This is a genomic window from Streptomyces stelliscabiei (assembly GCF_014873495.1).
GTDB lineage: Bacteria > Actinomycetota > Actinomycetes > Streptomycetales > Streptomycetaceae > Streptomyces > Streptomyces bottropensis.
Genome location: NZ_JADBGF010000001.1, coordinates 6,464,297 through 6,490,116, shown reverse-complemented (window position 1 = coordinate 6,490,116; position 25,820 = coordinate 6,464,297). Strand labels below are relative to the sequence as shown.

Annotated in this window: 21 protein-coding genes; 8 read left to right on the top strand and 13 right to left on the bottom strand. The window is 71.8% G+C overall.

Features of this window, described 5'->3' with window-relative positions; all coding sequences use genetic code 11:
- Window positions 1-194: 194 nt before the first annotated feature.
- The gene (locus H4687_RS28765) at window positions 195-1,037 is read right to left on the bottom strand and encodes an MBL fold metallo-hydrolase (RefSeq protein ID WP_046916391.1); all 843 of its coding nucleotides are present in this window, start codon (window positions 1,035-1,037) and stop codon (window positions 195-197) included.
- A 220-nt stretch (window positions 1,038-1,257) separates the two neighbouring features.
- Complete coding sequence (locus H4687_RS28760) at window positions 1,258-2,301, bottom strand: NAD(P)-dependent alcohol dehydrogenase (protein WP_020113915.1); 1,044 nt, start codon at window positions 2,299-2,301, stop codon at window positions 1,258-1,260.
- 171 nt (window positions 2,302-2,472) lie between these two features.
- Here H4687_RS28760 and H4687_RS28755 point away from each other — a divergent pair, with 171 nt between their 5' ends.
- On the top strand, window positions 2,473-3,399 hold the full coding sequence (locus H4687_RS28755; protein ID WP_046916392.1) for a helix-turn-helix transcriptional regulator: 927 nt from the start codon (window positions 2,473-2,475) through the stop codon (window positions 3,397-3,399).
- Between the two features lie 149 nt (window positions 3,400-3,548).
- Here H4687_RS28755 and H4687_RS28750 read toward each other — a convergent pair whose 3' ends face one another.
- From H4687_RS28750 to H4687_RS28730, 5 genes are all read right to left on the bottom strand, one after another.
- Window positions 3,549-6,935, bottom strand: coding sequence for a S8 family peptidase (locus tag H4687_RS28750; protein WP_046916393.1), 3,387 nt, complete (start codon window positions 6,933-6,935; stop codon window positions 3,549-3,551).
- 227 nt (window positions 6,936-7,162) lie between these two features.
- On the bottom strand, window positions 7,163-7,846 hold the full coding sequence (locus tag H4687_RS28745) for an ABC transporter ATP-binding protein (RefSeq protein ID WP_046916394.1): 684 nt from the start codon (window positions 7,844-7,846) through the stop codon (window positions 7,163-7,165).
- Between the two features lie 60 nt (window positions 7,847-7,906).
- Window positions 7,907-9,412: an ABC transporter permease gene (locus H4687_RS28740; protein ID WP_046916395.1), complete on the bottom strand. Its 1,506-nt coding sequence runs from the start codon at window positions 9,410-9,412 to the stop codon at window positions 7,907-7,909.
- Between the two features lie 148 nt (window positions 9,413-9,560).
- Window positions 9,561-10,829, bottom strand: a complete 1,269-nt coding sequence (locus tag H4687_RS28735) for a L,D-transpeptidase (protein WP_046916396.1) — start codon at window positions 10,827-10,829, stop codon at window positions 9,561-9,563.
- Between the two features lie 215 nt (window positions 10,830-11,044).
- Entirely contained in the window at window positions 11,045-11,389 is a 345-nt protein-coding gene (locus H4687_RS28730) for a hypothetical protein (protein WP_046916397.1), read from the bottom strand.
- 110 nt (window positions 11,390-11,499) lie between these two features.
- Between H4687_RS28730 and H4687_RS28725 the strand changes: the two genes are divergently transcribed.
- The gene (locus tag H4687_RS28725) at window positions 11,500-11,817 is read left to right on the top strand and encodes a hypothetical protein (RefSeq protein ID WP_192781729.1); all 318 of its coding nucleotides are present in this window, start codon (window positions 11,500-11,502) and stop codon (window positions 11,815-11,817) included.
- A 257-nt stretch (window positions 11,818-12,074) separates the two neighbouring features.
- Here H4687_RS28725 and hutH read toward each other — a convergent pair whose 3' ends face one another.
- The 3 genes from hutH to H4687_RS28710 form a co-directional block, all read right to left on the bottom strand.
- On the bottom strand, window positions 12,075-13,613 hold the full coding sequence (gene hutH, locus H4687_RS28720; RefSeq protein WP_050399491.1) for a histidine ammonia-lyase: 1,539 nt from the start codon (window positions 13,611-13,613) through the stop codon (window positions 12,075-12,077).
- Between the two features lie 538 nt (window positions 13,614-14,151).
- Entirely contained in the window at window positions 14,152-15,324 is a 1,173-nt protein-coding gene (locus tag H4687_RS28715; protein WP_046919108.1) for a GGDEF domain-containing protein, read from the bottom strand.
- Between the two features lie 129 nt (window positions 15,325-15,453).
- Complete coding sequence (locus tag H4687_RS28710; RefSeq protein WP_046920324.1) at window positions 15,454-16,293, bottom strand: enoyl-CoA hydratase/isomerase family protein; 840 nt, start codon at window positions 16,291-16,293, stop codon at window positions 15,454-15,456.
- A 308-nt stretch (window positions 16,294-16,601) separates the two neighbouring features.
- Between H4687_RS28710 and H4687_RS28705 the strand changes: the two genes are divergently transcribed.
- Entirely contained in the window at window positions 16,602-17,492 is an 891-nt protein-coding gene (locus H4687_RS28705; RefSeq protein WP_192781728.1) for a hypothetical protein, read from the top strand.
- Between the two features lie 101 nt (window positions 17,493-17,593).
- Here H4687_RS28705 and H4687_RS28700 read toward each other — a convergent pair whose 3' ends face one another.
- Both H4687_RS28700 and H4687_RS28695 read right to left on the bottom strand, forming a co-directional pair.
- Entirely contained in the window at window positions 17,594-18,757 is a 1,164-nt protein-coding gene (locus H4687_RS28700; RefSeq protein WP_050399489.1) for an adenylate/guanylate cyclase domain-containing protein, read from the bottom strand.
- Window positions 18,758-18,969: 212 nt separating this feature from the next.
- Window positions 18,970-19,842: a biotin--[acetyl-CoA-carboxylase] ligase gene (locus H4687_RS28695; protein ID WP_050399488.1), complete on the bottom strand. Its 873-nt coding sequence runs from the start codon at window positions 19,840-19,842 to the stop codon at window positions 18,970-18,972.
- A gap of 171 nt (window positions 19,843-20,013) precedes the next feature.
- Between H4687_RS28695 and H4687_RS28690 the strand changes: the two genes are divergently transcribed.
- The 4 genes from H4687_RS28690 to H4687_RS28680 all read left to right on the top strand — a co-directional run bounded on the left by H4687_RS28690 (window position 20,014) and on the right by H4687_RS28680 (window position 23,024).
- A complete protein-coding gene (locus tag H4687_RS28690; RefSeq protein WP_050399487.1) occupies window positions 20,014-21,612 on the top strand; it encodes an acyl-CoA carboxylase subunit beta in 1,599 nt (532 codons plus the stop codon).
- 17 nt (window positions 21,613-21,629) lie between these two features.
- On the top strand, window positions 21,630-21,842 hold the full coding sequence (locus H4687_RS28685) for an acyl-CoA carboxylase epsilon subunit (protein ID WP_050399486.1): 213 nt from the start codon (window positions 21,630-21,632) through the stop codon (window positions 21,840-21,842).
- 72 nt (window positions 21,843-21,914) lie between these two features.
- The gene (gene mmpB, locus H4687_RS47585; protein ID WP_097249462.1) at window positions 21,915-22,043 is read left to right on the top strand and encodes a morphogenic membrane protein MmpB; all 129 of its coding nucleotides are present in this window, start codon (window positions 21,915-21,917) and stop codon (window positions 22,041-22,043) included.
- Window positions 22,044-22,403: 360 nt separating this feature from the next.
- Entirely contained in the window at window positions 22,404-23,024 is a 621-nt protein-coding gene (locus H4687_RS28680) for a nucleoside triphosphate pyrophosphatase (RefSeq protein WP_046918852.1), read from the top strand.
- Between the two features lie 70 nt (window positions 23,025-23,094).
- Here the strand turns inward: H4687_RS28680 and H4687_RS28675 are convergent, their stop codons facing one another.
- Window positions 23,095-23,616 carry a hypothetical protein gene (locus H4687_RS28675; RefSeq protein ID WP_179860028.1) on the bottom strand — a complete coding sequence of 174 codons (522 nt, stop codon included), beginning with the start codon at window positions 23,614-23,616 and terminating at the stop codon, window positions 23,095-23,097.
- 393 nt (window positions 23,617-24,009) lie between these two features.
- Here H4687_RS28675 and H4687_RS28670 point away from each other — a divergent pair, with 393 nt between their 5' ends.
- On the top strand, window positions 24,010-25,782 hold the full coding sequence (locus H4687_RS28670; RefSeq protein ID WP_046918854.1) for an acetyl/propionyl/methylcrotonyl-CoA carboxylase subunit alpha: 1,773 nt from the start codon (window positions 24,010-24,012) through the stop codon (window positions 25,780-25,782).
- Window positions 25,783-25,820 lie beyond the last annotated feature (38 nt).

Sequence of the window (25,820 nt, the reverse complement as noted above, 5' to 3'; positions counted from 1 at the left end):
CGCCGCCCAGGGGCCCGCCGGACATGAGCGCACCTACTCAACTCAACCTGAGTAGGCGGGTGTTGCCACCCTGGGGCACGGGGCACGGGGCACGGGGCACGGGGCAGCGAGGGCTCGGCGGGGCGAGGGTCTCTTGCCCGATCGGCGGGGCGAAGGCCGAGGGCTGAGTGTCGGGGTCGGAGGTCGGCTCCCGCTCACCCTCCGTGGCCGCCCCCGTTCGGCTCGAACCCCGCCAGCATCTGTTCCAGGGCCGCCTGGTCCGGGCCGGTGAAGGGTGGGGCGTCGGGGGCGGTGGCGAGGGTGTCGAAGAGGGAGTTCGTGATGCCGGTGGCCGGGGGGAGGTGGGTGGAGAGGACGAGGTCGGGCTCGCGGTCCGCGAGGGGACCGAAGGTCGCCAGGTACTTGTCCCTGTCGACCGTCCTGACCCAGGGGCTGTCCACGGTGGCCCACAGCAGCTGAGCCATGCGCAGGTCGTCGGCGGGCACCTCGCGGACGTCGTCGGCCTGGGCGAGGTCGGCCGTGGGGAGGGGCGCGCCGAAGCAGTCGGAGCTGAAGCAGACGCCGGAGCGGTCGTCGAAGAAGCCGACGGTGGCGGGGTTGTCGAACAGGGGCGGGCGGAAGCCGGTGAGGGTGCGGTCGCCGATGTCCATCGACTCGCCCGGGTTCAGCAGATAGCAGCGGTCCAGGGGCAGGGGGCGTTCGCAGGAGAGGATTCCCGCGCCGACGAAGGTCGTCACGACCCGGGCGTCGGGCGCCGCCGCCAGCAGGTCGAAGAGGCCGCCGGTGTGGTCGCGGTCGGGGTGGGTGAGCCAGATCCAGCGCACGTCCGCCGGGTCCAGGACCGTGGCGAGCGTCTCGACGAAGTCGCGGTCGGGCAGGCCGAGTCCGGTGTCGACGACGACCGGCTGGGCGGCCGACAGCACGAAGGCGTTGACCGGGATGTGGCCGATGCCCGGGACCTCCAGGCTGTCGGCGAGGACGGTGATGTCCGGGCGGACCGTGTGGACGGTGCCGGGGCGGACCTTCTGAAGGGGCATGTCGCCCTCCTCCGCGCCCCCCGGGGTGGTGATCGCTCGTGGCAGCGTGCCGTGTGTTCTCCTCGCTCCATCGTCCGGCTGCGGGGGTGGGCCCGCATCCGGACGGGGTGGGTCCGGGGGCATGGGTAGGGGCGGCGTGAGGTGTTTCGCCTCCGCCGCCCCTACCCATGCCCTCACATGGAGAGCAGGGGCTGCGCCCCTGCTCTCCGGACCGGCTTTCTCAGATCGTCGACGTGTCGATCACGAAGCGGTAGCGGACGTCGCTCGCCAGCACCCGCTCGTACGCCTCGTTGATCTGGTCCGCGCGGATCAGTTCGATCTCGGCGCCGAGGCCGTGCTCAGCGCAGAAGTCGAGCATCTCCTGGGTCTCCTGGATGCCGCCGATGCCGGAGCCCGCGAGGGTCTTGCGGCCGGCGATGACCGAGAAGAGGTTGAGGGCCACGGGCTCCTCGGGGGCGCCGACGTTCACGAAGGCGCCGTCGGTCTTCAGCAGGGAGAGGTAGGCGTCCAGGTTCAGCGGGGCCGAGACCGTCGAGAGGATGAGGTCGAAGGTGCCGGCCAGCTCCTTGAACGTCGCCTCGTCACTCGTCGCGTAGTAGTGGTCTGCGCCCAGCTTCAGACCGTCGTCCTTCTTGCGCAGGGACTGCGACAGGACGGTCACCTCGGCACCGAGCGCGTGGGCGAGCTTGACGCCCATGTGGCCGAGGCCACCGAGACCGACGACGGCGACCTTCTTGCCGGGGCCGGCGTTCCAGTGCCTGAGCGGGGAGTACGTGGTGATGCCGGCGCACAGCAGGGGCGCGGCCTCGTCGAGACCGATGCCGTCGGGGATGCGTACGGTGAAGGCCTCGGCGACGACGATCTTCTCCGCGTAGCCGCCGTAGGTGGGCTCGCCGTCCTTGCCGATGGCGTTGTAGGTGCCGACGTTGCCCTTGAGGCAGTACTGCTCCAGGCCCGCGCGGCAGTTCTCGCACTCGCGGCAGGAGTCGACCATGCAGCCGACGCCGACCTTGTCGCCGACGGCGAACTTGGTGACCCCGGAGCCGACGGCCTCGACGACACCGGCGATCTCGTGGCCCGGGACCATCGGGAAGATCGCCTCGCCCCAGCCCTCGCGGGCCTGGTGGATGTCCGAGTGGCAGATGCCGGAGAACTTGATGTCGATCAGAACATCGAACTCACCGACGTCGCGGCGCTCGATGGTGGTGCGCTCCAGCGGAGCCTTGGCGGCGGGCGCCGCATAGGCGGCAACAGTGGTGGTCATGCCGGGATTCTCCTGATCGTCGTCCCGCAACCGGCCTGCCTTCCGGCCGGCTGCGGATACCAGCCTGCCCGAAGTCACAGGGTTCACCCAGGTCACGGCTTTGCGTACGTCCGCTGGTCCTACCACTGGCGGGGTCAGGCTCCCCGGCGTACGACCGTGAATACTTGCCGTATGGACGAACAGCCCGAAGCAGCGCAACTGCCACCCCTCGGTGAGGCCGGAGCCGCCGGTGCCCTGGACCGGCGCGCCGAGCTGAGCGAGTTCCTGCGCACCCGGCGGGCCCGGCTGAAGCCGGAGGACGTGGGGCTGCCGGCGTTCGGGCGGCACCGGCGGGTCCCCGGGCTGCGCCGGGAGGAGCTGGCGCAGCTCGCCGGGGTGTCGGTGGCGTACTACACGCGGCTGGAGCAGGGCAACGGGCGCAATGTGTCGGCGGAGGTGCTGGACGCCATCGCGCGCGCCCTGCGGCTGACCGACGCCGAGCACGCGCACCTCACCCACCTCGCGAAGCCGAAGGCGCACAAGAAGAAGCGGTCTGCCCGCCCCCAGCAGGTGCGCAGCTCCCTGCGACAGCTGATCGACACCCTGGACGTGGTCCCCGCGTACGTCACCGGCCGGCGCTCGGACATCCTCGTCTGGAACCGGATGGCGGCGGCGGTGTTCGGGGACTGGTCGGAGTTGCCCGCGCAGGAGCGGAACTGGGCGCGGATGGTGTTCCTGCGACCCGACTACCGGGATCTGTACCTCGACTGGGACCAGAAGGCGGCCGACATCGTCAGCTATCTGCGGATGGACGCGGGCTGTCACCCGGACGATCCGCTGCTGTCGGCGCTGGTGGGCGAGTTGTCGGTGAAGAGCGAGGAGTTCCGGCGGCTGTGGGCGACGCACGACGTGAAGGAGAAGAGTCACGGCGTGAAGCGCATGAGTCATCCCCTGGTCGGTGAACTCACCCTCTCCTTCGAGACGTTGCAGCTGCCCGACGATCACGAGCAGAGTCTGATCACCTACCACGCCGAACCGGGATCCCCTTCGGCCGACGCCCTCCGCCTCCTGGCCAGCTGGGGCACGGACGCGCCCCGGGCGCCCAGGGTGACGCCGTAGCCGGGGGCACCGAGGGTGACGCCGTAGCCGGGTGCCACGACGTCACCCCGGATGCCCTCTGGCATGTCCCGTAGGCCGTCTGTCGCGGGGTGCCTCGGGTGGGGTGCCTAGATGGGGTGCCTCAGATGGGGTGCCTCAGATGGGGTGCCTCACCTGCCGAAGTACGCGTCGTGGATCGTCACCGTCGACGTGTTCCCCTGCTTGTCGGTCACCTCGGCGCGCAGCGACACGCTCTTGCCCGCCGCCGGGGTCCGGTGCGTGAACGCGCCCTTCTTCACCGCGACTTCGGTCCACTTCCGGCCGTCGCCCGACACGTACACGGACAGCGACCTGAGGTTGTCGCCGGCGGCCGCGCCCTGCACGGTGACGCGGACGGTGGCCCTGCCGCCCGCCGGAGCGGTGCTGTCGAGGCCGAGGAACGGGGCGCCGAAGCGGACCGTGGACACCGGCATCTTCGTGTCACGCGCGGTCTTCTCGGAGGTGAAGGTCCAGCTCGCGTCGATCCGGGACGAGGCCCTGGCCAGCTCGGCGGGACGGGTGAGGGAGGTCGTCAGCCGGTAGGCGGCGCGGCCCGCCGGGAGCTCGAACTGGCCCGACCCGTCCAGCGCGTCCTCGCCCGAGGCGAACTTCTCGCCGTCGCGGTACAGGGTGGTCGTCACCTTCTCGTAGACGGACGCCCCCGCGTGCCCCCGGCCGTCGGCGACCATCGGCAGCAGGCCGTACAGGTACGCGCCGTCACGCCGGATGCCGTGGCTCCCGGCGATCCGCGGTCCGAAGATTCCGACGTTGAAGGTCTGTGCGTACGTCCGGCCCGCCTTGAAGGTGCGGCTGTCGCCGGTGGTGTAGTAGGCGTCCAGGAGCGGGAAGCCCTGCTCGTCCTCCGCGCCGTACTGCTCGAAGTCGAGGACCCATGAGACCCCGTTCGCGGCGGACAGATACAGCGTGCGCTTGCCGGGCACCGGCTGCGGGACGCCCACGGCGGGCGCGCCGGAGCCGCCGGGAAGCTGGGCCCAGGCGAGGACCGCGCCCTTCCTTCCGGTGCCGGAGGCGCCCAGGCCGGTCCGTACGGTGGCCAGTTCGTCCTTCTTCCAGTGCTTGGTGCAGCCGGTGGCGAGCTTCTCGGCCTTGCCTCCGCCGGCGGTGGCGTACTGCGCCGTGCCGCCCCCGGTCCACTGGCCGGCCCAGGTCTGGCTGAGCCTGCCGCCGGCGATCCGCGGGCCGAGGTGCGCGGTGCGGAACCCCGCGTAGGTGTCGAGGAGCCAGCCGGAGGAGTAGCTGACCCCGCCCACCGTCAGGGCGAACTCCGGTGCCGCGAGGACCTGTTGGGCGGCGGGATCGGGCACGGTGATGTCCACCGGTTTCGTCGTGCGGGCGTCCAGCGTGAGGGAGATCCGCCGGTCGACGGTGAGCGTCGGCCGGGCGAGCCAGTCCACGCCCTTGGCGGCGTCGTCCGGGTCCACGACGATCCCTGCGTTGAGGATGTAGTCGCCCTCCGGTACCCGGAGATCGACCGTGCCGTCCTGGTCGTACGGCGTGAACCACGTGTCCCGGGCGAGCCCGGAGACGCCGGTCAGGTCGAGCACGTGGTGCACGGCCGGTGCGCCGTCCCGGCCGACCGTCCTCAGCGTGACGTCGTACGACTCCGCCTCGCGCTGTACGGCCGCCGCCGTGCGGACGCCCTGGCCACCGCCCTTGGCGGTGACGTACGCGGAGTAGGCGCCGTCGAGGTTCCCGCCGAGCCTGGTGTTCACGATGAGGTCGACGGTGGCCCTGCCCCGGGCCGGGACGGTGACCTTCCTGGCGCCGAGCTTGAAGAAGCCGGCCGGGGCTGGTTTGCCCTTGGGGTTCATGCCGCTCACCGCGAGGGTGAGGGTGACGGCCTTCGTGCCGAGGTTCTTGTAGGTGAGCTTCCTGGCCACCGGCTTGTCGTCGGTGTGCGGCCACCGGTGGACGCCGAAGTCGACCGAGACGGGCCGGGCGAGGACCTTCTGCTTGATCGCCCTGTCGACGCGGATACGGCCCGAACCCTGCTCGAAGGGGGTGTACGCGCCGCCCTTGGCGGACGCGACGAGGGCGGCCTTCAGTTCGGCGTACGTCCATTTCGGGTGCTGTTGCTTGAGGAGGGCGGCGGCGCCGGCGACATGCGGGGTCGCCATCGACGTACCGGAGATCGTCAGGTAGCCCTTGGGCTTCTGGCCGACCTCGCGCTCGATGACGCTGCCCGGGGCCGCGGCGGCGGTGATGGCGACGCCGGGCGCGGTCACGTCGGGTTTGATCCGGCCGTCGAGGGTGGGGCCCCGGCTGGAGAAGGAGGCGAGCCGGTCCTTGTCGTCGACCGCGCCGACGGTGAGCGCGGCGGCGGCGCTGCCCGGCGAGCCGACCGTGCCCGCGCCGCCGTCGCCCTCGTTGCCCGCGGCGACCGCGAAGAGGATGCCCTTCTCGGCGGAGAGCTTGTTGATCGCCGCCTCCATCGGGTCGATCTCGGGGGTGTCGCCGCCGCCCAGGCTGAGGTTGACCACGTCGGCGCCCTGCGCGGCGGCCCACTCCATGCCGGCGACGATGCCGGAGTCGTCGCCGAAGCCCTCGTCGCCGAGCACCTTGCCGTTGAGCAGCTTGGCGCGGGGCGCGACGCCCCTGTACCTGCCCCGGGAGCCGGCCCCGGTGCCGGCCGCGATGGAGGCGACGTGCGTGCCGTGGCCGTACTTGTCCGTGGTGTCGGGTGAGGTGGAGAAGTTCTTGGCGGCCTTCACCTGGCCCTTGAGGTCGGGATGGGTCGCGTCGACGCCCGTGTCGAGGACGGCGATGGTGACGCCCTTGCCGTCGAAGCCGGCCTTCCATGCCTTCGGGGCGCCGATCCGCGCGACGGACCTGTCGAGGGTGACCTCGCGGACGCCGTCCAGCCAGAGGTGGGCGATCCCGGTGGCGGTGGTGCCGTCGGCGTCGGTGACCGCCTTCCACAGCGCGGCGGCGTCGTCCCCGGGAGTGAGCACCGCCTCGGCGTTCAGTGTCCGCAGGGTGCGGCGGACCTTGGTGTCGCCCGCCGCCCGTACGCCGGCCCGGGCGCCGGCGGCGGTTCCGGTGTAGCCGACGATCAGCTTCAGGCCCTGCTTCTGGGCGGCGCGGGACGCCGCCGTGTTCAGCGCGGTGATGTCGAACAGCCGCCTGTCGACCCGGCCGGCGGAGACGAGCCGGGCCGCGTCGGCCGGCAGGACGTAGGTGTGGCCGTCGGCCTCGCGCACCGCCAGGGGGACACCCTCACGGCCCTTGGCCCGCTCCAGGCCGAGCACGCGGCCCCCGGCGTCGACGAGGACGCGGTCACCGGTGACGAGCGTGATGCGACGGCCTGGCGCGAGGTCGGCGGCGGTCACGCCGCCCACGCCGGTCACGCCCGCGAAGCCCGTCAGGCCCGCCGCGCCGGTCACGCCGGTCACGCGCTCGGATATCGCGGACGCCGGGCTGGTCGGGCCCGCCGTCAGCGCCACGGCGGACACCATGGCGATCGCGGCCGTGCACGCGCTCTTGGTGTGTCTGCGCAAGTCTCCCCCTTGATCCGGTTCATCCGGCCAGGGGAGCTTCCGCACATATTCACGTCAATTCCCCCGGTCTACGGAGTATGACCGGGAGTCAACTCACGTCACCTCCCTCGCGGGTGGGCGCAAAGCGGCGAACCCGGGCCACGCACGGCCCGCACGCGCCCGGGCTCCACACCAACGCGCCCCACGCCCAGGGAACTCACCGGATGCCACCCGATGAGGGCAGGCGCTCACGCCCCGGCGTTCTCCTTCACCGTGATGCGCCCCTTGCGGATGGTCGCGACCCGAGGGGCCTTCCTGGCCAGCGTCGAGTCATGGGTGACCATGATGAACGTGAGGCCGTGCTCCTTCCACAGCGTCTCCAGGACCTCCATGATCTCGTCGCGCATGGACTCGTCGAGGTTGCCGGTGGGCTCGTCCGCGAGCAGCACCTTCGGCCGCTTCACCAGCGCGCGGGCGATCGCGACGCGTTGCTGCTGGCCGCCCGACAGCTCGGCCGGCAGATGCCCGAGCCGCTCCCCGAGCCCCACCGACCCAAGCGCCTCCGCGGCCCGCTCCCGCCGCTCCTTCGCCTTCACCCCGAGCGGCACGAGGGCCGTCTCGACGTTCTCCTGCGCGGTCAGCGTCGGGATCAGGTTGAAGCTCTGGAAGACGAACCCGATGTTCTCGCCGCGCACCCGCGTGAGCCTCGTCTCCGACAGCCTCGCCAGATCGGTCCCGTCGAGTTCGACGCTCCCGTCGGAGGGCTTGTCCAGCCCCCCGAGCATCTGCAGCAACGTGGACTTCCCGCCCCCGGTGGGCCCCTGGATGACCAGCCGGTCCCCGTCGGCGATGGTGAGATCGACCCCGTCGAGGGCGGTGACGGTGTCCTTGCCGCGCGCGTAGCGCTTGGTGACGCCGGTCAGTACGTACATGTGGACTCCCTGAGTTCGGATGGACCTGGCTGTGGGGCGGGCGCCTCGGCCGCCGCCGGACTACTCCACGCGCCGCAGCGCGTCCGCCGGCCGCAGCCGCGAGGCCCGCCACCCGCCGAACGCCCCCGCGATCAGCCCGCCGGCGACGGCGAGCCCCACCGCGACGCCGATGGTCGTGACGCTGACGGGAGCCGTGAGGGCCACGTCCAGCGCGTTGGAAGCCGTCTGCCGACCTCCGCCGGGTCCGCCCCCGCCGGGGAAGCCGCCTCCACCGGGCGCGCCGGCACCGGGTCCGCCGAAACCACCGGCCGTCGCCCCGATCTCCGCCTGCAGCGTCGGGCTGATCGCCGTGACGACGTAGGCCCCGCCGAGCCCCAGCGCGATACCGAGCGCACCGCCCACCAGTCCGTTGACGACGGCCTCACCGACGACCTGCCGGGTCACCCGCCCCGACTTCCATCCCAGCGCCTTGAGCGTGCCGAACTCCCGCACCCGCCGGGACACGGCCGACGAGGTGAGCAGCCCGGCCACCAGGAACGCGGCCACGAGCACCGCGATCGACAGCCACTTGCCGACGTCGGAGGCGAGGTCCGAGGCCGTCGACAGCGATCCGGAGACCGTGTCGGCGAGGTCGGCGGAGGTGGTGACGGTCGTCCCGTCGATGTTCTTCTGGATGGCCGCCTTCACGCCGTCGATCCGCTGCGAGTCGCTCGCCCTCACGTAGATCGTGGTGACCTTGTCCTTGGAGTCGCTGAGCGTCTGCGCCTGCTTCAGCGGCATGTAGAGGTCGGCCGCCGCGTCCCCGCTGTCGGGTGTCGCGATCCCGATGACCGTGTACTTGACGCTGTTGACGGTGACGCTGTCACCGACCTTCAGCTCCTTCTCCTTGGCGTACGACCTGTCCGCGACGACGACCTCGGCGTCGGTCTCGGACGTCTTGAACGTACGACCGCTGGTGATCTTCGAGGAGGTCAGGGGGCCCAGGTCGGGCTCGGTGACGTCCGTGCCGTAGACGGAGTAGTTGTCGACGTCGAACTGGGCGCCGCCGCCCTCGACCCGCCCCTCGGGCTGCCCCGTGCCGCCGTTCCGGCCGCCGGCGCCCGAACCGCCTCCCGGCTGGCCCCCGGTGCCCTCGTCCTGCTGGAACTGTCCGCGCCGGAACTGCCCGTCGACCTTGATGACCTGGAGGCTGAGACCGCCGACGGCCTGCGCGACACCCGCCTGTTCGCCGACCTCGGTGACGGTCGAACTCGCCAGCGTCTGGAAGCCCTGCACCCGGACGAGGTCACTGCTCTGGTTCTCGTCGGAGTCGTCGTCCTGGGCGTCGAACTCGAATCGCGGGCGCTGGCCGTCGTTCTCGCCCGCCGCGGCGGCGGCCTTGGTGACGGTCATGTCCGTGCCCAGGCCGTACAGGGATTCGAGGACCTTGCCCTGCGCCTTCTCCATGCCCGAGGACACGGAACTGACCACGATGACCAGCGCGATGCCCAGGGCGAGCCCGGAGGCGACGACGAGCGCCGCCTTTCTGCGGCGGCGCAGTTCGCGCCTCAGGTAGGTGAAGAACATGGCGGCAAGCTAGGGACGCCATGTGATGACGGGATAAGTCCTCGATAAGAGCCGGATGAGAACCCTGGGCACGGCCCCGGAAACAACGGTGCCGCCCCTGGGTGTCCCAGGGGCGGCACCGGCCGCGCGTTCTACGGATGACGGTGGATCAGACCGCCGAACCGGCCTTCCAGTCGGCCCAGTTCATGTTCCAGCCGTTGAGGCCGTTGTCCGGGGCGACCGTCTTGTCGCCGGTGTTCCGGATGTCCACGACGTCACCGATGATGGAGTTGTCGTAGAACCAGGCGCCCTCGGTGTCGGAGTCGTTGGCACCCTTGGTGTCGTTCAGACCGACACAGCCGTGACTGGTGTTGACGTTGCCGAAGACGGAGTCGGCACCCCAGTAGTTGCCGTGGATGAAGGTGCCCGAGGTCGTCAGACGCTGAGCGTGGGGGACGTCCTTGATGTCGTACTCGCCCTTGCCGTCGTTGTCGGTGAACCCGACCGTCGCGCCGTTCATCCGGGTCTCCTTGAACTGCTCGGAGATCACCATCTGACCCTGGTACGTCTTGTTCTCGGGCGAACCGGCGGAGATCGGGATGGTCTTGACGACCTTGCCGTCCCGCGTGACCTTCATCGTCTTGGTCTTGGCGTCGACGATGGAGACCTGGTTGCGGCCGATCTTGAAGGTCACGGTCTTCTGCTGCACACCGTAGACACCGTCGGCACCCTCGACACCGTCGAGCGCGAGCTTCAGGGTGACGGTGGAGCCGCCCTTCCAGTACTCCTCGGGCCGGAAGTCGATGCGGTTGGCGTTGAACCAGTGCCCGACGACCTCCTGGCCGGAGCTGCTGGAGACGGTGATCCCCTTCTGCACGGCGGCCTTGTCGGTGATCGCCTTGTCGAAGTTGATCGAGACCGGCATACCGACGCCGACGGTCGAGCCGTCCTCGGGCGTGAAGTTGCCGATGAAGCTGTTGGCGGGCGAGACCGTGGTGAACGCCGCGTTCTCGTGGGCCTTGCGTCCCTCGGAGTCCTCGGCGGCCGCGGTGATCTTGTAGCCGGTGGACCGCTCCAGCTGAGCGCTCGGCGCCCAGCTCTTCTTGTCCGCGGATATCTCGCCCTCGACGGCGGTGCCGTCGGAGGTGGTCATCTTCACCTCGGTGAGCGTGCCCTTGCTCACGGTGACCTTGGCCGAGTTGTTGATGGAGGCGTTGTCCGAGCCGTCCTTCGGCATGATCTTGATGTCGGCCTCGGAGGTCTTCTCCGCCGCCGCCTCGTCGACCTTGGACCGCGAGGAGTCCCCGCCGTCACCCCCGGACGCCTTGTCGCCGTCGCCCCCGCTGCACGCAGAGAGCACCAGCACCCCGCCGAGCAGTGCGGACGCGACCGTCAGGCCCCTGCGCCGCTTACTGTTCGTCATCACACGCTTCTCCATCGTTGCCGAATCCCCAAAACCCCGAAGATCCCCGTAAGCACTTAAACACCACGACGGCACCGGGCCGTTCCGCTCCCGCGGATATGTGGGATACGCCACTCCACCCGCATCGGATCGTCGGCGACCCGGCGGTGCACAAGTGACTGGTGCGCCTCGTGAGACGAAAGAACCCCGGGCGGCGGTTGCCGCCCGGGACCATCAATTTCCCCGACCGCTCAGCCGCGCGCGTCTTCCTCTTCACCCTCTCCGTCATCATCCTCGTCGAGACCCCATTCCGGCGAATCGGGGTCGTAGTCGATGCCCTCGCTGCTCCAGGAGGCCTGGGCCAGTTCGACCCCGGGGACCTCTCCGACCAGGTCGAACGGGTCGACCAGATAGGCGAGGGCCTCCGCGGTGTCCTCGGCCACCGCGCTCTCGGCGTGTACCCGCTCATCGGCAGGCATATCGGAATCGGTCGCGATCCGCCGCAGAGCGGCCCCGGTGATGGCCTCGACGTCCTCGATCTCCACCACCAATTCGACGCGTAGCCGGACAAACTGTGATGTCTCCGTTGTACTCATGCTCCGGAGCGTACGGCTCACACGTCACGCGACTTTCCCACGACCCGCGCCTTTCATTAGCATCGCTCTCCACGGCCAATTCGCCAGCGTCACAAGGGGATCGATATTCCGTGTCCGTCGCACGTCGCGCGTCGTCCACCGCCCGCCGGTCGTTGGTGACCGCCACCGCCGCGGGCACCCTTCTGGGTGCCCTCTGGTTCGTGCCGTCCGCCAACGCGACCCAGGAGGTGGCCGTACGCGAGCAGACGACCACGACGTCGGACACGGCCTCGACCACCGGCGACACCCGCGAACTCGCCGACACCGGCAGCCCGAACACCACCCCCTACGTCATCGGCGGCACGGCCATGCTCGGCCTGGGCGCGGCGTTCGTCGCCTACTCGATCCGCCGCGAACGCGAGGACCTCGAACTCCCGCACGCCCCGTGAAAGAACGAGGAGCAAGGGCCACACCCCCTACTCCTCGCAGAGACTGCGGCGCCCACCCGAGCAACCACGCCCTCCAGGGCGCGGAGCCCGCACAAGCAACCACGCCCTCCAGGGGCGCGAGCAACTGCGCGGGCAACCACGCCCCACCCGCACCCGGCAACGCACCCGCACCCACACCCACCCGCCCCTACCCGGGGGTCACAGGGGCACAGCCCCTTGAGGATGGGACGGGTAGGGGCGGCGGGGGCGAGAAAAAATCAGGCGAGCACCCCGGTCACGGACTCCGCGGCCACCACCAACCGCCCGTCCCGCACGAACGCGTCGGCCAAGGCCAGATCAGGCGCGAGGAAACGATCCGCCCCCGGCCCCTCGACCCCGGCCCCCCGCAGGGCCTCCACCACGGCCCGGGTGGCCGGCGCGGCCACCAGCCCCTCCCGCAGCTCCACCCCCCGCGTCCCGGCGTACAACTCCACGGCCAGCACCCGCGTCAGGTTGTCCACGGCGGTCCGCAGCTTCCGCGCGGCCGCCCACCCCATCGACACATGGTCCTCCTGCATCGCGGAGGACGGGATCGAGTCCGCGGAGGCCGGCACGGCGAGCCGCTTCAGCTCACTCACCAGCGCCGCCTGCGTGTACTGCGCGATCATCAGCCCGGAGTCGACCCCGGCGTCGTCCGCGAGGAACGGCGGCAGCCCGTGCGAGCGGTTCTTGTCGAGCAGCCGGTCGGTGCGCCGCTCCGCGATCGAGGCGAGGTCCGCCACGGCGATGGCGAGGAAGTCGAGGACGTAGGCGACCGGCGCGCCATGGAAGTTGCCGTTGGACTCGACCCGCCCGTCGGGCAGGACGACGGGGTTGTCGACCGCCGCCGCCAGCTCCCGCTCGGCGACGAGCCGCGCGTACGCGACGGTGTCCCGCCCGGCCCCGGCCACCTGGGGGGCGCACCGCACCGAGTACGCGTCCTGCACGCGGGGCGCGTCGTCCTGGTGGTGCCCGGTGAGCCCCGAACCCTTCAGCACGGCGAGCATGTTGGCCGCGGAGGCCGCCTGCCCGGGGTGCGGGCGGATGGCGTGCAGTTCGGGGGCGAGGACCCGGTCCGTGCCGAGCAGGGCCTCCAGGGAGATCGCGGCGGTGATGTCCGCCGACGTGTACAGCTTCTCCAGGTCGGCCAGCGCCATGACGAGCATGCCTAGCATGCCGTCGGTGCCGTTGAGGAGAGCCAGCCCCTCCTTCTCGCGCAGCTCGACGGGGGCGATGCCGTGCTCGGCGAGCAGCTCGCCGGCCGGCCGTACGACCCCGTCCGGACCCTCGGCGTCGCCCTCGCCCATCAGGGTGAGCGCGCAGTGGGAGAGCGGGGCCAGGTCGCCGGAACAACCGAGGGAGCCGTACTCGTGGACGACGGGGGTGATGCCGGCGTTCAAGACGTCGGCCATGGTCTGCGCGACCTCGGGCCGGACGCCGGTGCGGCCGGAGCAGACGGTCTTCAGCCGCAGGAACATCAGCGCGCGGACGACCTCGCGCTCCACCCTCGGCCCCATGCCGGCGGCGTGCGAGCGGACGATGTTGCGCTGGAGGCGGGCCCGCAGTTCGGGGCTGATGTGCCGGGTCGCGAGGGCGCCGAAGCCGGTGGAGACCCCGTAGACGGGCTCCGGCTTGGCCGCCAGCGCGTCCACGATCCCGCGGGCCGCCGCGAGCGCGGCCACCGCCTCGTCGGAGAGCTCGATCCGGGCGTCGGCGCGCGCCACGGCGAGGACGTCGGCCGCGGTGACCCCGGACGTCCCGAGGACCACCGTGTCCACAGAGTGCATATCCATATTCAGGATCGTAGGGACTGAATCGCCGAATGTCACGACCGCGGCGGGGAGGGACTCCTTACTCTCGTCGCGCGCCCCCTCCCGGAGCGGACCCCCGGCCTCCACCGACCGGTCCCCGTCCCCATCGACCGGTCCCCGTCCCCATCGACCGGTCTCCGTCCCCATCGACCGGTCTCCACCCCTGCCGACCGGCCTCCATCCCCATCGACCGGCCTCCGCCCCCACCGACCGGTCTCCACCCCCGACCGACCGGCAGCCCCGCACCTATCCGCGTAGATCAGAGACAGATCGGAGAACGGTCAGAGAACCCTCCGAGGTTGATCAGAATCGCCAGGTCAGAGCGCTGGCGGCGGGCACGCGCGCGTAGGGTCGAAATACCGGACGCCGCAGGGCGCGTACTCCACCGGAGCCACCCTCCCCCTGCCCTGCCCTTCCGGACCACCGACCGGCCCACGGCCCACTCCCCCCTCGGCCGTGGGCAGCCCAGGACCGCGCGTCGACTCGACCCCGCGCGCGGCCCGCCCTAGGAGGACCGGCGCCCTCGAATGCGGCGCCGGTCCCCCGGGTGCGCGGGATCTACGGGCGCGGGCGGGCGGTCCGCGAGACTGACCACCGGATCCTCGTCACCGTCCCCCTCCCGCCCCGCGACGACCGGCTCCACGGACCCGGCGGCCTTGGCCCGGTACTGCGCCGCGTCGGCCAGCCGGAACAGGCGCCGGGCCGAGCGCAACGGCCCGATCGGATCGCCGGTGGACGCGACACCGCAGGCGACTCCGTCGCCCGGCTCCAGCTCCCGCGCCCGTACACAGAGGTCACCGGCGACCCGTACCACCTCGTCCGCCGACGGACCCACCGCCAGCAGGCAGAACTCGTCCCCGCCGAGCCGCGCGACCAGTACCCGGGGCAGCTCCGCCGCGCAGCGCGACAGCACGGACCCGAACCGCTCCAGCAGTTGGTCCCCCATCGCGTGCCCTTGGGAGTCGTTGACCTTCTTCAGGCCGTTGAGGTCGCAGACGACGAGGCTGATCACCGTGCCGTCGCGCCGGTGCGCCTCCATCGCCTCGTCGAGACGGAGATCGACCGCGCGCCGGTTGCCGAGCCCGGTGAGGGGGTCGGTGAAGGCGAGGCGCCGGGCCTCCTCCAGCCGCTCGGACTGCGCGAGTCCGGCGGCCACGACCGAGGCCAGCACGGTCGCGAAGGCCGCGTCGCCGCCGTTGAACACGGGCTCCCCGGCGGGCCGGGCCACATACAGCTCGCCCCAGGCACGGCCGTTCATCACGACGGGCGCGACCACGCAGCAGCCCCGGCCGCGCCGGCGCAGTGCGGCGACCCGCTGGTGGCAGTAGCCGCCGGGGCGCCGCCCCCCGACCGGCCCGGCGGCCGTCTCCACCCAGGCGTTGGGCTCACCGCCTTCCAGCCAGCGCTCGTGCAGGAACTCCGCGATCTCCGGGAACTCGTGCACCGGATACGTCTCCTCCTCGGGAAACTCCTCCTCGTCCGCCGCCCGGTTCCCCACGTTCACGAGCACCCGCAGCAGCCCCCGATCCCGCTCCCACACGGACAGCGCGGCAAAGCTGCCCGACAGGGCCCGACACGACCCGTCGGCGGCCGCCCACCACGTCTCCGGCGACGTACGCGCCCCGGCCATCCCGCGCGCCAACGCCACCACGGCCCTCAGCCGCCTGTCCTCTCCCATCACCCCAGGCTAGGGAGCTTTGAGGGGATTTGGGAGATTGGTGAAGCGAACAGGGGTACGGGCCACCGGTGACCCACGCCCGCAGCCCGGCCACCCTCGACACCGGACCCGCCCGCCCCACCTCGGCCCTCACTCCCCCGGCCAGTCCGGCTTCCGCTTCTCGTTGAAGGCGGCCACGCCCTCCGCCCGGTCCCCCGAGAACGCCACCGAGCGCCAGGCCGCGTCCTCGACCTCCAGGCCGGCCCGCAGATCCAGCCCGTGCCCGAGCCGCAGCGCACGCTTGGCCGCGCGCAGTCCGACCGGCGAGTTCGCGGCGATCCGCGCGGCCAGCGCCAAGGCCTCCGACCGGTCCCGCCCCTCCTCCACCAGCTGATCCACGAGGCCCAGGTCCCGCGCCTCCTCGGCCTCCAGCCGACGCGCGGTGAAGATCACCTCCGCCGCCCGCGCGGCCCCCACCCGACGCGGCAGCAACTGCGTACCGCCACCGCCCGGGATCACCCCCACCGACACCTCGGGCAGCCCCACGATCGCCGTACGGTCGGCCACGATCAGGTCGCAGGACAGGGCGAGTTCGAAGCCGCCACCCAGCGCGAAGCCGTGTACGGCGGCGATCGTGGGCATCGGCAACTCCAGTACGCCGGTGTACGCCCCCCGCGCGACGGGCCGCTGCCGCAGCAGATCGGCGTCACTGAACGAGTTCCGCTCCTTCAGATCGGCCCCCACACAGAACGCCCGCTCGTGCGTCGACGTCACCACGACCACGCGTACGTCCCGGTCGGCGGCCAGCGCCCCGCACGCCGCCGTGACGGAGCGGGCCATGTCGGTCGACACGGCGTTCATGGCCTTGGGCCGGTCGAGCGCCAGCTCGGCGACGAACCCGTGCCGCCGCACCACGACGAACTCCCCGAACCGGCGCTCCTCCTCGCCCTCCAGCCCCGCCGCCCGCTCCACTGCCGCACCGTCATCCATAGAACCCTCCCGGTTAACGCGGGTTAACTCCGTGCCCTCGATCATCGCAGCCGCCCCGGCCGACGCAAACCCCCGACGGAACCGGCGGCAGGCGCGGATCCTGAGGGACGGCCGACGCGTCATCCCCACGCCCGGCGCCCACCCCAACGAGAGCCCGCACGGGGTGTCCCCTTGACAAACCCCGGCAAACTTCTCCCCGTACGAGTGACACCGGGGCCTTCTCCGGCCGTACCGCCCTCTCCTGCACATAATCTGCGCTCCGCCACAGGCGCACCGGCGGACACGGGCGCGTAGGGGAGGGACGAACCATGACGACGGACACGGCCACCCGGCCGGCATCGACCGCACCACGAGCGCGACAGGAGTCACCGACGCCGGCCACCACCGCGCCCACGGCACCACCGGCTTCCGCACCGGCGAGGACTGCCGCACCGGACTCACCGGCGCGGTCGGCGCCCTGGCGGCCGTCGGCGGCCCCCGCACGGCCGGCCGTGGCGTTCTCGCCCTTCGCCTCAGGCCCCTCCGACCCGGCCGGCGGCGCTCACGACGAGCCCACGCCCCGCCCGCGCGGTCGGCACCGGCGTCCCCGGCCCCGGAAACTGCTGCTCGCGGTGGGCGGGATGGCGCTGGCGGCGGGGGCGCTGAGTCTGTTGCGGGTGGCGTCGGACCCCGTCGGCGGCGGCGCCGGTGCGGCGGGCCCGGCGCCGAGTGCGCCGGACGGGGTCACGGACGAGGCGACCGACGCCGGCACGACGGTGGGCGACGAGCCCCCGGCCGACGCGGGGACCCCGACCGCCGACACCCCCATGGGCGGCGAGGACCCGGCCCCGACCCAGCCGCCGTCCCCAGGAGCGACCGCCCCCACGCCGGCCCCCTCCACCTCCCCGCCCGACCCCGCCATCGGTGTCGAGGTCCCCTCCGACCCCCACGCTCCCGGCGCACGCGACGACCTCGACAGCACCGCGCCCGCGCCCGACGCTCCCCGGGCGGCGGACACCCCCGAATCCCCCCGGCCCACTCCCCCCGCGCCCACCGGGCCACCAGCGGCAGCGCCCCAGCAGCCGACCGCACCCCAGTCCCCGGACTCCCCGAACACGCCGACCACCCCCGGCGACACGGCCACCCCCACGAAGCCCACCAAGCCGGGCCTGTGCGTCCCGATCGTCGGCCTCTGCGTCGACGACGCCCTGCGCAGGTGAGAGGGCTCCCCAAGTCACCGACGGAACACCCCACAGAGCAGAGGCACCGGCACAGGCGCGGGCCAGCAGGCTCCCAGGCACCCGCCCGCCGGAGCCGCCCGTCAGACCTGCCCCGGCCTCCGCGTGAGCAGCCACGGCTGGACGACTCCCAGGCCACGCACCGGGCGCTGCCACATCGGCTGGAGCGCGAAGCGGTACGTCGGCGGCTCCTCGCCCTCCTTCTCCGCGGCGGCCGCGGCTTCGGCGGCCTCGGCCTCGGAGGCGGGGGCCTCGCCCGTGCGGATCAGCTCCTCGGCGAAGGCACCGTCGACGAGGACCGCGTCCTTCGGCGCTATCGAGGTGAGCCGGCTGGCGAGGTTCACGGTCGAACCGAAGACGTCGCCCATCCGCGTCGTCACCGTGCCGAAGGCCATGCCGACACGCAGCTCCGGCATGGTCTCGTCGTTGGCCATGGTCTCGATGAGGCGCAGCGCGATCTCGGCGGCGACGCCCGCGTCGTCCGTGGCGTACAGGACCTCGTCGCCCAGGGTCTTGATGAGCCGCCCGCCGTTCGCCGCCACGAGGTCCGCCGCCGTGGTCTCGAAGGCCTCGACCAGTTCGCCGAGCTCCTCCTCCTCCATACGGCGGGTCAGCCGCGTGAACCCGACGAGGTCGGCGAAGCAGACCGCGAGGCGCCGGTCGACCATCTCCTCGTCGTCCGCGGCCTGGACGACCCGCCCGGTGGCGGCGGCGAGCTGACGCCGCCAGACGTAGACGAGGAACTCCTCCAGCTCGGGCAGCAACAGCTCGATCAGCGGATACGTCACCTCGGTCCGGGTCATCCCCGGCTCCGGCGGCTCGGTCAGCCCCTCCAGGAAGGAGTCGATCTGCCACTCGGCGAGCCGCGCGGTGGTCTGCCCGGTCGACCGGGCCACCTGCACCGCCATGGCCTCACTCAGCAGCCCCGCCTCCACCAGACCGGCGAGCCGCCGCAGCGCGAGGACGTCCGCCTCGGTCAGCGCCTTGGCCTGGCCGATGTCCGCGAAGCCCATGGCCCGCCAGAAACGGGACGCCAACTCCATGGAGACGCCCGCGCTGCGTGCCGCCTGGAAGGGGGTGTACCGGCGCTCGGCCCCGAGGATCAGCCCTTCGAGGCGCAGCGCCAGCGGGTCCTCCTCGTCGGCGTCCACGTCATGGGGTTCCGACCGCTCGAGCGAAGCCGAGAGCGGGGGCGGCTCCACGCGGTCATCCGCGTCCGTGCCGGAGCCCGTGTCCTCGACGCTCACTCCTGCTGCCCTTCCGATCTCCCGCGGTCACGTACTCGACCGGCCTCAACTCTACGGCAGGTGTGCGCCAGCTCACTCCGGGAGGTGAGCCGAAGGGGGCGTACGCCTTCCGGCGGACGGCACCCCGCGCCGGCCGGGGCCACCGGAGGCCGACGCTCCGAGTCCCCTCGTACACGCGACACCGGGTGCCCAGGCCCCATCATCCCCACACGTCACGCGGGCCGCAGATGCACGATGTCCCCCGCTCCCACCGGTTCCTGCACCCCGGCCTCCGTGGCGAGCACCAGCCTGCCGTCCCCGTCCACCGCCACGGCCTCCCCCACGATTGACCGGTCCCCGGGCAGTTCGGCGCGCACCTTGCGCCCCAAGGTCGCGCACCCGGCGGCGTAGGTCTCCTGGAGTCCGCTCACCGAGGGGTCGCCGCCGGCGGCCCGCCACCGCCCGTACCACTCCTCCAGCGCCCGCAGCGCGGCCCGCAGCAGCGGATCGCGGTCCGTGGTCACGGCTCCGGCGAGCAGCAGGGATCCGGCGGCGGGCACCGGCAGTTCGTTCTCCCGCAGGCTGACGTTGATGCCGATCCCGATCACCACGCCGTCCGCCCCGGCCCGCTCCGCGAGGATGCCGCCGGCCTTGCGCTCCTGACCGTCCACGGTCACCAGCAGGTCGTTGGGCCATTTGAGTGCCGTGTCGATCCCGGCGGCCCGGGACAGCCCGGTCGCGACGGCGACGCCGGTGAGCAGCGGCAGCCATCCCCAACGCTCGACGGGCACCTCGCCCGGCTTGAGGAGGACGGAGAAGAACAGGCCGGAGCGCGCGGGCGCGGTCCAGATGCGGTCCAGGCGTCCGCGGCCCGCCCGCTGCTTCTCCGCGACGAGCACGGCACCCTCGGCGAGGCGGTCGGCGCGCCCGGCGAGGTCGGTGTTGGTGGAGTCGATGACGGGCACCACGTCCAGGGAGCTCCACAGCCCGCCGTCCCGGACCAGCGCCCGGCGCAGGGAGGCGGAGTTGAGGGGCGGCCGGTCCAGGTCGGACCACCTGCTGCCGGACTGGTCGTTTCCGTCGTCTGAGGCATCTCGCGGCGTCATGCAACCCACCCTAGGTGTGGTAAACGCCGCACTGCCGAACGGTAGGCGCAGCACTACGCTACGGATGAGTAACCCCACACACTTCTGAGCACGTACGCACCGCCCCCTACGCGCCCAGCAGCACGTACCGATCTTTCACGTCCCCATGAGCAGGCAGGGAGCCGCATCCCGATGTCCGAGCCGGAAGCGCCAGCAAGCATCGACATCCACACGACCGCGGGGAAGCTCGCGGACCTGCAGCGTCGTATCGACGAGGCGACGCACGCCGGCTCCGAGCGCGCGGTGGAGAAGCAGCACGCGAAGGGCAAACTGACGGCCCGTGAGCGTATCGAACTGCTCCTGGACGAGGACTCCTTCGTGGAGTTCGACGAGTTCGCCCGGCACCGCTCCACCGATTTCGGCATGGAACGAAGCCGCCCCTACGGCGACGGTGTCGTCACCGGCTACGGCACGGTCGACGGCCGTCCGGTGGCCGTGTTCTCGCAGGACTTCACGGTGCTGGGCGGGTCCCTGGGTGAGGTCTTCGGCCAGAAGATCATGAAGGTGATGGACTTCGCGCTGAAGACCGGCTGCCCGGTCGTCGGCATCAACGACTCCGGCGGCGCCCGCATCCAGGAAGGGGTGATGGCGCTGGGCATGTACGGCGAGATCTTCCGCCGCAACACCCATGCCTCCGGCGTCATCCCGCAGATCTCCCTGGTGGTCGGCCCGTGCGCGGGCGGCGCGGTGTACTCCCCCGCGATCACCGACTTCACCGTCATGGTCGACCGGACCTCGCACATGTTCATCACCGGCCCCGACGTCATCAAGACCGTCACCGGCGAGGACGTCGGCTTCGAGGAACTGGGCGGCGCCCGCACCCACAACGCCACCTCCGGCGTGGCCCACCACATGGCGGGCGACGAGAAGGACGCCATCGAGTACGTCAAACAGCTGCTGTCCTACCTGCCCTCCAACAACCTCAGCGAGCCCCCGGTCTTCCCCGAGCAGGCCGACCTGAGCGTGACGGGCGAGGACCTGGAACTGGACACCCTCGTCCCGGACAGCGCCAACCAGCCCTACGACATGCACACCGTCATCGAACACGTCCTGGACGACGCCGAGTTCTTCGAGACCCAGGCCCTGTTCGCCCCGAACATCCTCACCGGCTTCGGCCGCGTCGAGGGCCACCCCGTCGGGATCGTCGCCAACCAGCCCATGCAGTTCGCCGGCTGCCTGGACATCGACGCCTCCGAGAAGGCCGCCCGCTTCGTGCGCACCTGCGACGCCTTCAACGTCCCCGTCCTGACCTTCGTCGACGTCCCCGGCTTCCTGCCCGGCGTGGGCCAGGAACACGAGGGCATCATCCGCCGCGGCGCCAAACTCATCTACGCCTACGCCGAGGCCACCGTCCCCCTCATCACCGTCATCACCCGCAAGGCCTTCGGCGGCGCCTACGACGTCATGGGCTCCAAACACCTCGGCGCCGACCTCAACCTCGCCTGGCCCACCGCCCAGATCGCCGTCATGGGCGCCCAGGGCGCGGTCAACATCCTGCACCGCCGCACCATCGCCGCCACCCCCGAGGCCGAACGCGAAGACGTCCGCGCCCGCCTCATCCAGGAGTACGAGGACACCCTCCTCAACCCCTACACCGCGGCCGAACGCGGCTACGTCGACGCCGTGATCACCCCCTCCGAAACCCGCCGCCACCTCATCCGCGGCCTGCGCCAACTGCGCACCAAACGCGAGAGTCTCCCCCCGAAGAAGCACGGAAACATCCCCCTCTAACCCCCCACGGAGCCGACATGACCATCAAGGTCGTCCGGGGAAACCCCACCCCCGAAGAACTCGCCGCCGCACTCGCCGTCGTCCGCGCCCGCACCGCGGCAGCAGCGGCGGAGCAGCCCGCCGGCGCGCCCGCCCCCCGTGACTCCTGGGCCGACCCGTCCCGCATCGCCGCCCACCGCCTCCCGGCCCCGGGCCCCACGACCTGGAGCCGCACCTACTGGCCCGGCTGAGCGGAACCTCCCCTACCAACTTGAGTACGCGTACTCAGGCGCCCGGCCCCCCGGGCGACGCACCATCGCAGCATGCTCTGGTCCGACCCTGAGAACGAGCCGCCGAAGGAACTGCGCGACACGCAGGCCATGCTTCGGCGGCTCGGCGTCCTCATGGCCTTCGCCATGCTCCTGGCGATGCTGGTCCTCGGCCTGCACTGAATCCACGTACGGCGATCAGGCGGGCGCGCGACGCACGCAGGATCGGCCGCGTACGGCGAGAAGGGGGCGTGCCGGGGGGTGTCCGCCCACAGCGGTTGGCGCGTCGACGCCCCGCGCCTCCCGCCCGACCGATTCCGCGCCGATCCGAGGACGGACACCCCCCGGCGCGCCCCCGACCCACCCACCGCACGACGCGCGCCCCCACCCACCGAGCCTCACGCGCCCCACTCAGCGCACCAGGTAACCGCGCACCAGGTAACCGCACCCCACCCAGCGCACCGGACGAGCGCGCACCACCCCACCGCATCAACGCGCCCCGGCCCACTCCCCGGACGCACCCCCGCCGATACCCTGGCGCCCATGACCGACCACCAGCGCCGCCGCCTCGTTCTCGCCTCCCAGTCCCCCGCCCGGCTCAACCTCCTCCGCCAGGCCGGCCTCACCCCCGAGGTGATCGTCAGCGGCGTCGACGAGGACGCCGTCAGCGCCCCCACCCCCGCCGACCTAGCGCTCGCCCTGGCCGAGGCCAAGGCCTCCGTGGTGGCCGCGAAGCCCGAGGTCAAGGGCGCCCTGGTGGTCGGCTGCGACTCGGTCCTCGACCTGGACGGCCAGGCCTTCGGCAAGCCGTCCGACGCCGAGGAGGCCACCGCCCGCTGGAAGTCGATGCGCGGCCGCGCCGGCACGCTCCAGACCGGCCACTGCGTCTACGACACCGCCACCGGCCGCCACGCCTCCGCGACCGCCTCCACGGTCGTCCACTTCGGCGACCCCACCGACGAGGAGATCGCCGCGTACGTCGCCTCGGGCGAACCCCTCCACGTGGCGGGCGCGTTCACCCTCGACGGCCGCTCGGCCCCGTTCATCGAGGGCATCGACGGTGACCACGGCAACGTCATCGGCCTCAGCCTGCCCCTGCTCCGGCGCCTGCTGGCCCAACTGGGCGTAGGCATCACGGAGCTGTGGACACCCCGCGAGAACTGAACACGCGGGGATCGCGCCGAAGCGTCACCAGGCGAGCGCCGGTCCCGTCACACGGTGAGCGCCGGTCCCGTCACGAGGCGCTGGGCGCCGCAGGAGCGACCGGCTCCGACCCACCGGCGCCACCCACTCCACCCGACTCCTTCGCCTCGCCGGGCCCGTCGGCCCCACCGGCGCCACCCGACACGGCGTCAGCGCTTCCGTCCTGCCGGTCGTACGTCATCAGCGTGAGCAGCACGAGCCCCAGCACGACCATCATGAACGCGAACGCGCCCCACCCGACCAGCCCCACCGTGAGCGCGCCGAGCAGCCCGTGCACGACGGCCACGCTGATGAGCAGGATCCTGCCGAGCCCGGCGGCGGGCCGGTTGCGCACCCCGACGAGCAGGGCGACCACACCGCAGAGGACGAAGTAGAGGCCGAAGACGACACCCCCGGCCTTCGTGGAGAGGGACATCGCGTCCGGATCCAGCCCGGCGAGGGACATCTTCTGGCGGTCGACGACCGTGCCGAGGAACCACTGCAGCCCGGCGATTCCGAGCCCTTCCACGAACAGCACGAACGCCGTGACCACCGCCACCGGTCTGCGGATCACCGCCCCCACCCACTTTCCACTCTCGTCCTGCTGCTCTCAGCGCCTCGCGGACTCATGTCGTCACCCCAGGCAGGCGTTCGAGACATCGCGAACGCTACTAACGGGTAAACCCCGGGACAAGGGTTCTCACGAGAGCAAAGAATCGTTGGGCCATTAGTAGGGACTCCACAAAGAAACCCAACCGGCCGCAGCGCGGCCGCACAGAGACCTTGACCACATCAGAGGGCTAGGGTTTCCGCATGGAGACCTGCGCAATGCTGTGCGACAAGGGATTTCGCAGGTTGAGTGAGCCTCGTTTCACGCTCCGTGTGGGCAAGCTCACCATTGTGGACGGGTCGAAACGCCGTGTCGGCAGTCCCTAAACTCGGCTTGTTTCAAGGAGAGGGAGCCATCGTGCGCAAGGTGTTGATCGCCAACCGAGGCGAAATCGCTGTCCGCGTCGCCCGGGCGTGCCGGGACGCCGGGATCGCGAGCGTGGCCGTGTACGCCGATCCGGACCGGGACGCGCTGCATGTGCGGGCCGCGGACGAGGCGTTCGCCCTGGGCGGTGACACTCCGGCGACCAGCTACCTGGACATGGGCAAGGTCCTCCAGGCGGCGAAGGACGCCGAAGCCGACGCGGTCCACCCCGGCTACGGCTTCCTCTCGGAGAACGCGGAGTTCGCCCAGGCGGTCCTGGACGCGGGCCTGATCTGGATCGGTCCGCCCCCGCAGGCGATCCGCGACCTGGGTGACAAGGTGGCGGCCCGGCACATCGCCCAGCGCGCCGGTGCGCCGCTGGTCGCGGGCACGCCCGATCCGGTCTCGGGGGCCGAGGAGGTCGTGGCGTTCGCCCGGGAGCACGGTCTGCCGATCGCGATCAAGGCGGCCTTCGGTGGCGGCGGGCGTGGCCTGAAGGTCGCCCGCACCCTGGAGGAGGTCCCGGAGCTGTACGACTCCGCCGTCCGCGAGGCCGTGGCCGCGTTCGGGCGGGGCGAGTGCTTCGTGGAGCGCTACCTCGACAAGCCCCGCCACGTGGAGACGCAGTGCCTGGCCGACTCCCACGGCAACGTGGTCGTGGTCTCCACCCGTGACTGCTCGCTGCAGCGCCGCCACCAGAAGCTCGTCGAGGAGGCCCCGGCCCCCTTCCTGTCCGAGGCGCAGAACGAGCAGCTGTACGCGGCGTCGAAGGCGATCCTCAAGGAGGCCGGCTACGTCGGCGCCGGCACGGTGGAGTTCCTGGTGGGCCTGGACGGCACGATCTCCTTCCTGGAGGTCAACACCCGTCTGCAGGTCGAGCACCCGGTCACCGAGGAGGTCACCGGTATCGACCTGGTCCGCGAGATGTTCCGCATCGCCGACGGCGAGGCCCTCGGCTACGACGACCCGCCGCTGCGCGGCCACTCCTTCGAGTTCCGCATCAACGGCGAGGACCCGGGCCGGGGCTTCCTGCCCGCCCCCGGCACCGTCACCACCTTCACCGCGCCCACCGGCCCCGGCGTCCGCCTGGACGCGGGCGTGGAGTCCGGCAGCGTGATCGGCCCGGCCTGGGACTCCCTGCTGGCCAAGCTGATCGTCACCGGCGCCACCCGTCAGCAGGCCCTGCAGCGCGCCGCCCGCGCCCTGGACGAGTTCACCGTCGAGGGCATGGCCACCGCGATCCCCTTCCATCGCGCGGTGGTCAGGGACCCGGCGTTCGGTCCCGAGCTGACCGGCTCCACGGACCCGTTCACGGTCCACACGCGCTGGATCGAGACCGAGTTCGTCAACGACATCAAGCCCTTCGCGGCCCCGGCCGACACCGAGGCCGAGGACGAGACCGACCGCGAGACGATCGTCGTCGAGGTCGGCGGCAAGCGCCTGGAGGTCTCCCTCCCGGCCGCCCTGGGCATGACCCTGGCCCGCACCGGTCTGGCGGCCGGTGCCAAGCCCAAGCGCCGCGCGGCGAAGAAGTCCGGCCCGGCAGCCTCCGGCGACACCCTCGCCTCCCCGATGCAGGGCACCATCGTCAAGGTCGCCGTCGAGGAGGGCCAGGAGGTCAAGGAAGGCGACCTGATCGTCGTCCTGGAGGCCATGAAGATGGAACAGCCTCTCAACGCCCACCGCTCCGGCACCGTCAAGGGCCTCTCCGCGGAGGTCGGCGCCTCCATCACCTCCGGTGCCGCCATCTGCGAGATCAAGGACTGATCCGGCGCCACGCGAGCAGCCGTGTCCCCGCGCCCCTC

What these genes read in the sequence shown, in the direction of transcription:
- H4687_RS28765 (WP_046916391.1), bottom strand. Translation starts at nt 1,037, where the DNA reads ATGCCCCTTCAGAAGGTCCGCCCCGGCACCGTCCACACGGTCCGCCCG.
- H4687_RS28760 (WP_020113915.1), bottom strand. Translation starts at nt 2,301, where the DNA reads ATGACCACCACTGTTGCCGCCTATGCGGCGCCCGCCGCCAAGGCTCCG.
- H4687_RS28755 (WP_046916392.1), top strand. Translation starts at nt 2,473, where the DNA reads ATGGACGAACAGCCCGAAGCAGCGCAACTGCCACCCCTCGGTGAGGCC.
- H4687_RS28745 (WP_046916394.1), bottom strand. Translation starts at nt 7,846, where the DNA reads ATGTACGTACTGACCGGCGTCACCAAGCGCTACGCGCGCGGCAAGGAC.
- H4687_RS28740 (WP_046916395.1), bottom strand. Translation starts at nt 9,412, where the DNA reads ATGTTCTTCACCTACCTGAGGCGCGAACTGCGCCGCCGCAGAAAGGCG.
- H4687_RS28735 (WP_046916396.1), bottom strand. Translation starts at nt 10,829, where the DNA reads ATGGAGAAGCGTGTGATGACGAACAGTAAGCGGCGCAGGGGCCTGACG.
- H4687_RS28730 (WP_046916397.1), bottom strand. Translation starts at nt 11,389, where the DNA reads ATGAGTACAACGGAGACATCACAGTTTGTCCGGCTACGCGTCGAATTG.
- H4687_RS28715 (WP_046919108.1), bottom strand. Translation starts at nt 15,324, where the DNA reads ATGGGAGAGGACAGGCGGCTGAGGGCCGTGGTGGCGTTGGCGCGCGGG.
- H4687_RS28710 (WP_046920324.1), bottom strand. Translation starts at nt 16,293, where the DNA reads ATGGATGACGGTGCGGCAGTGGAGCGGGCGGCGGGGCTGGAGGGCGAG.
- H4687_RS28705 (WP_192781728.1), top strand. Translation starts at nt 16,602, where the DNA reads ATGACGACGGACACGGCCACCCGGCCGGCATCGACCGCACCACGAGCG.
- H4687_RS28695 (WP_050399488.1), bottom strand. Translation starts at nt 19,842, where the DNA reads ATGACGCCGCGAGATGCCTCAGACGACGGAAACGACCAGTCCGGCAGC.
- H4687_RS28690 (WP_050399487.1), top strand. Translation starts at nt 20,014, where the DNA reads ATGTCCGAGCCGGAAGCGCCAGCAAGCATCGACATCCACACGACCGCG.
- H4687_RS28685 (WP_050399486.1), top strand. Translation starts at nt 21,630, where the DNA reads ATGACCATCAAGGTCGTCCGGGGAAACCCCACCCCCGAAGAACTCGCC.
- mmpB (WP_097249462.1), top strand. Translation starts at nt 21,915, where the DNA reads ATGCTCTGGTCCGACCCTGAGAACGAGCCGCCGAAGGAACTGCGCGAC.
- H4687_RS28680 (WP_046918852.1), top strand. Translation starts at nt 22,404, where the DNA reads ATGACCGACCACCAGCGCCGCCGCCTCGTTCTCGCCTCCCAGTCCCCC.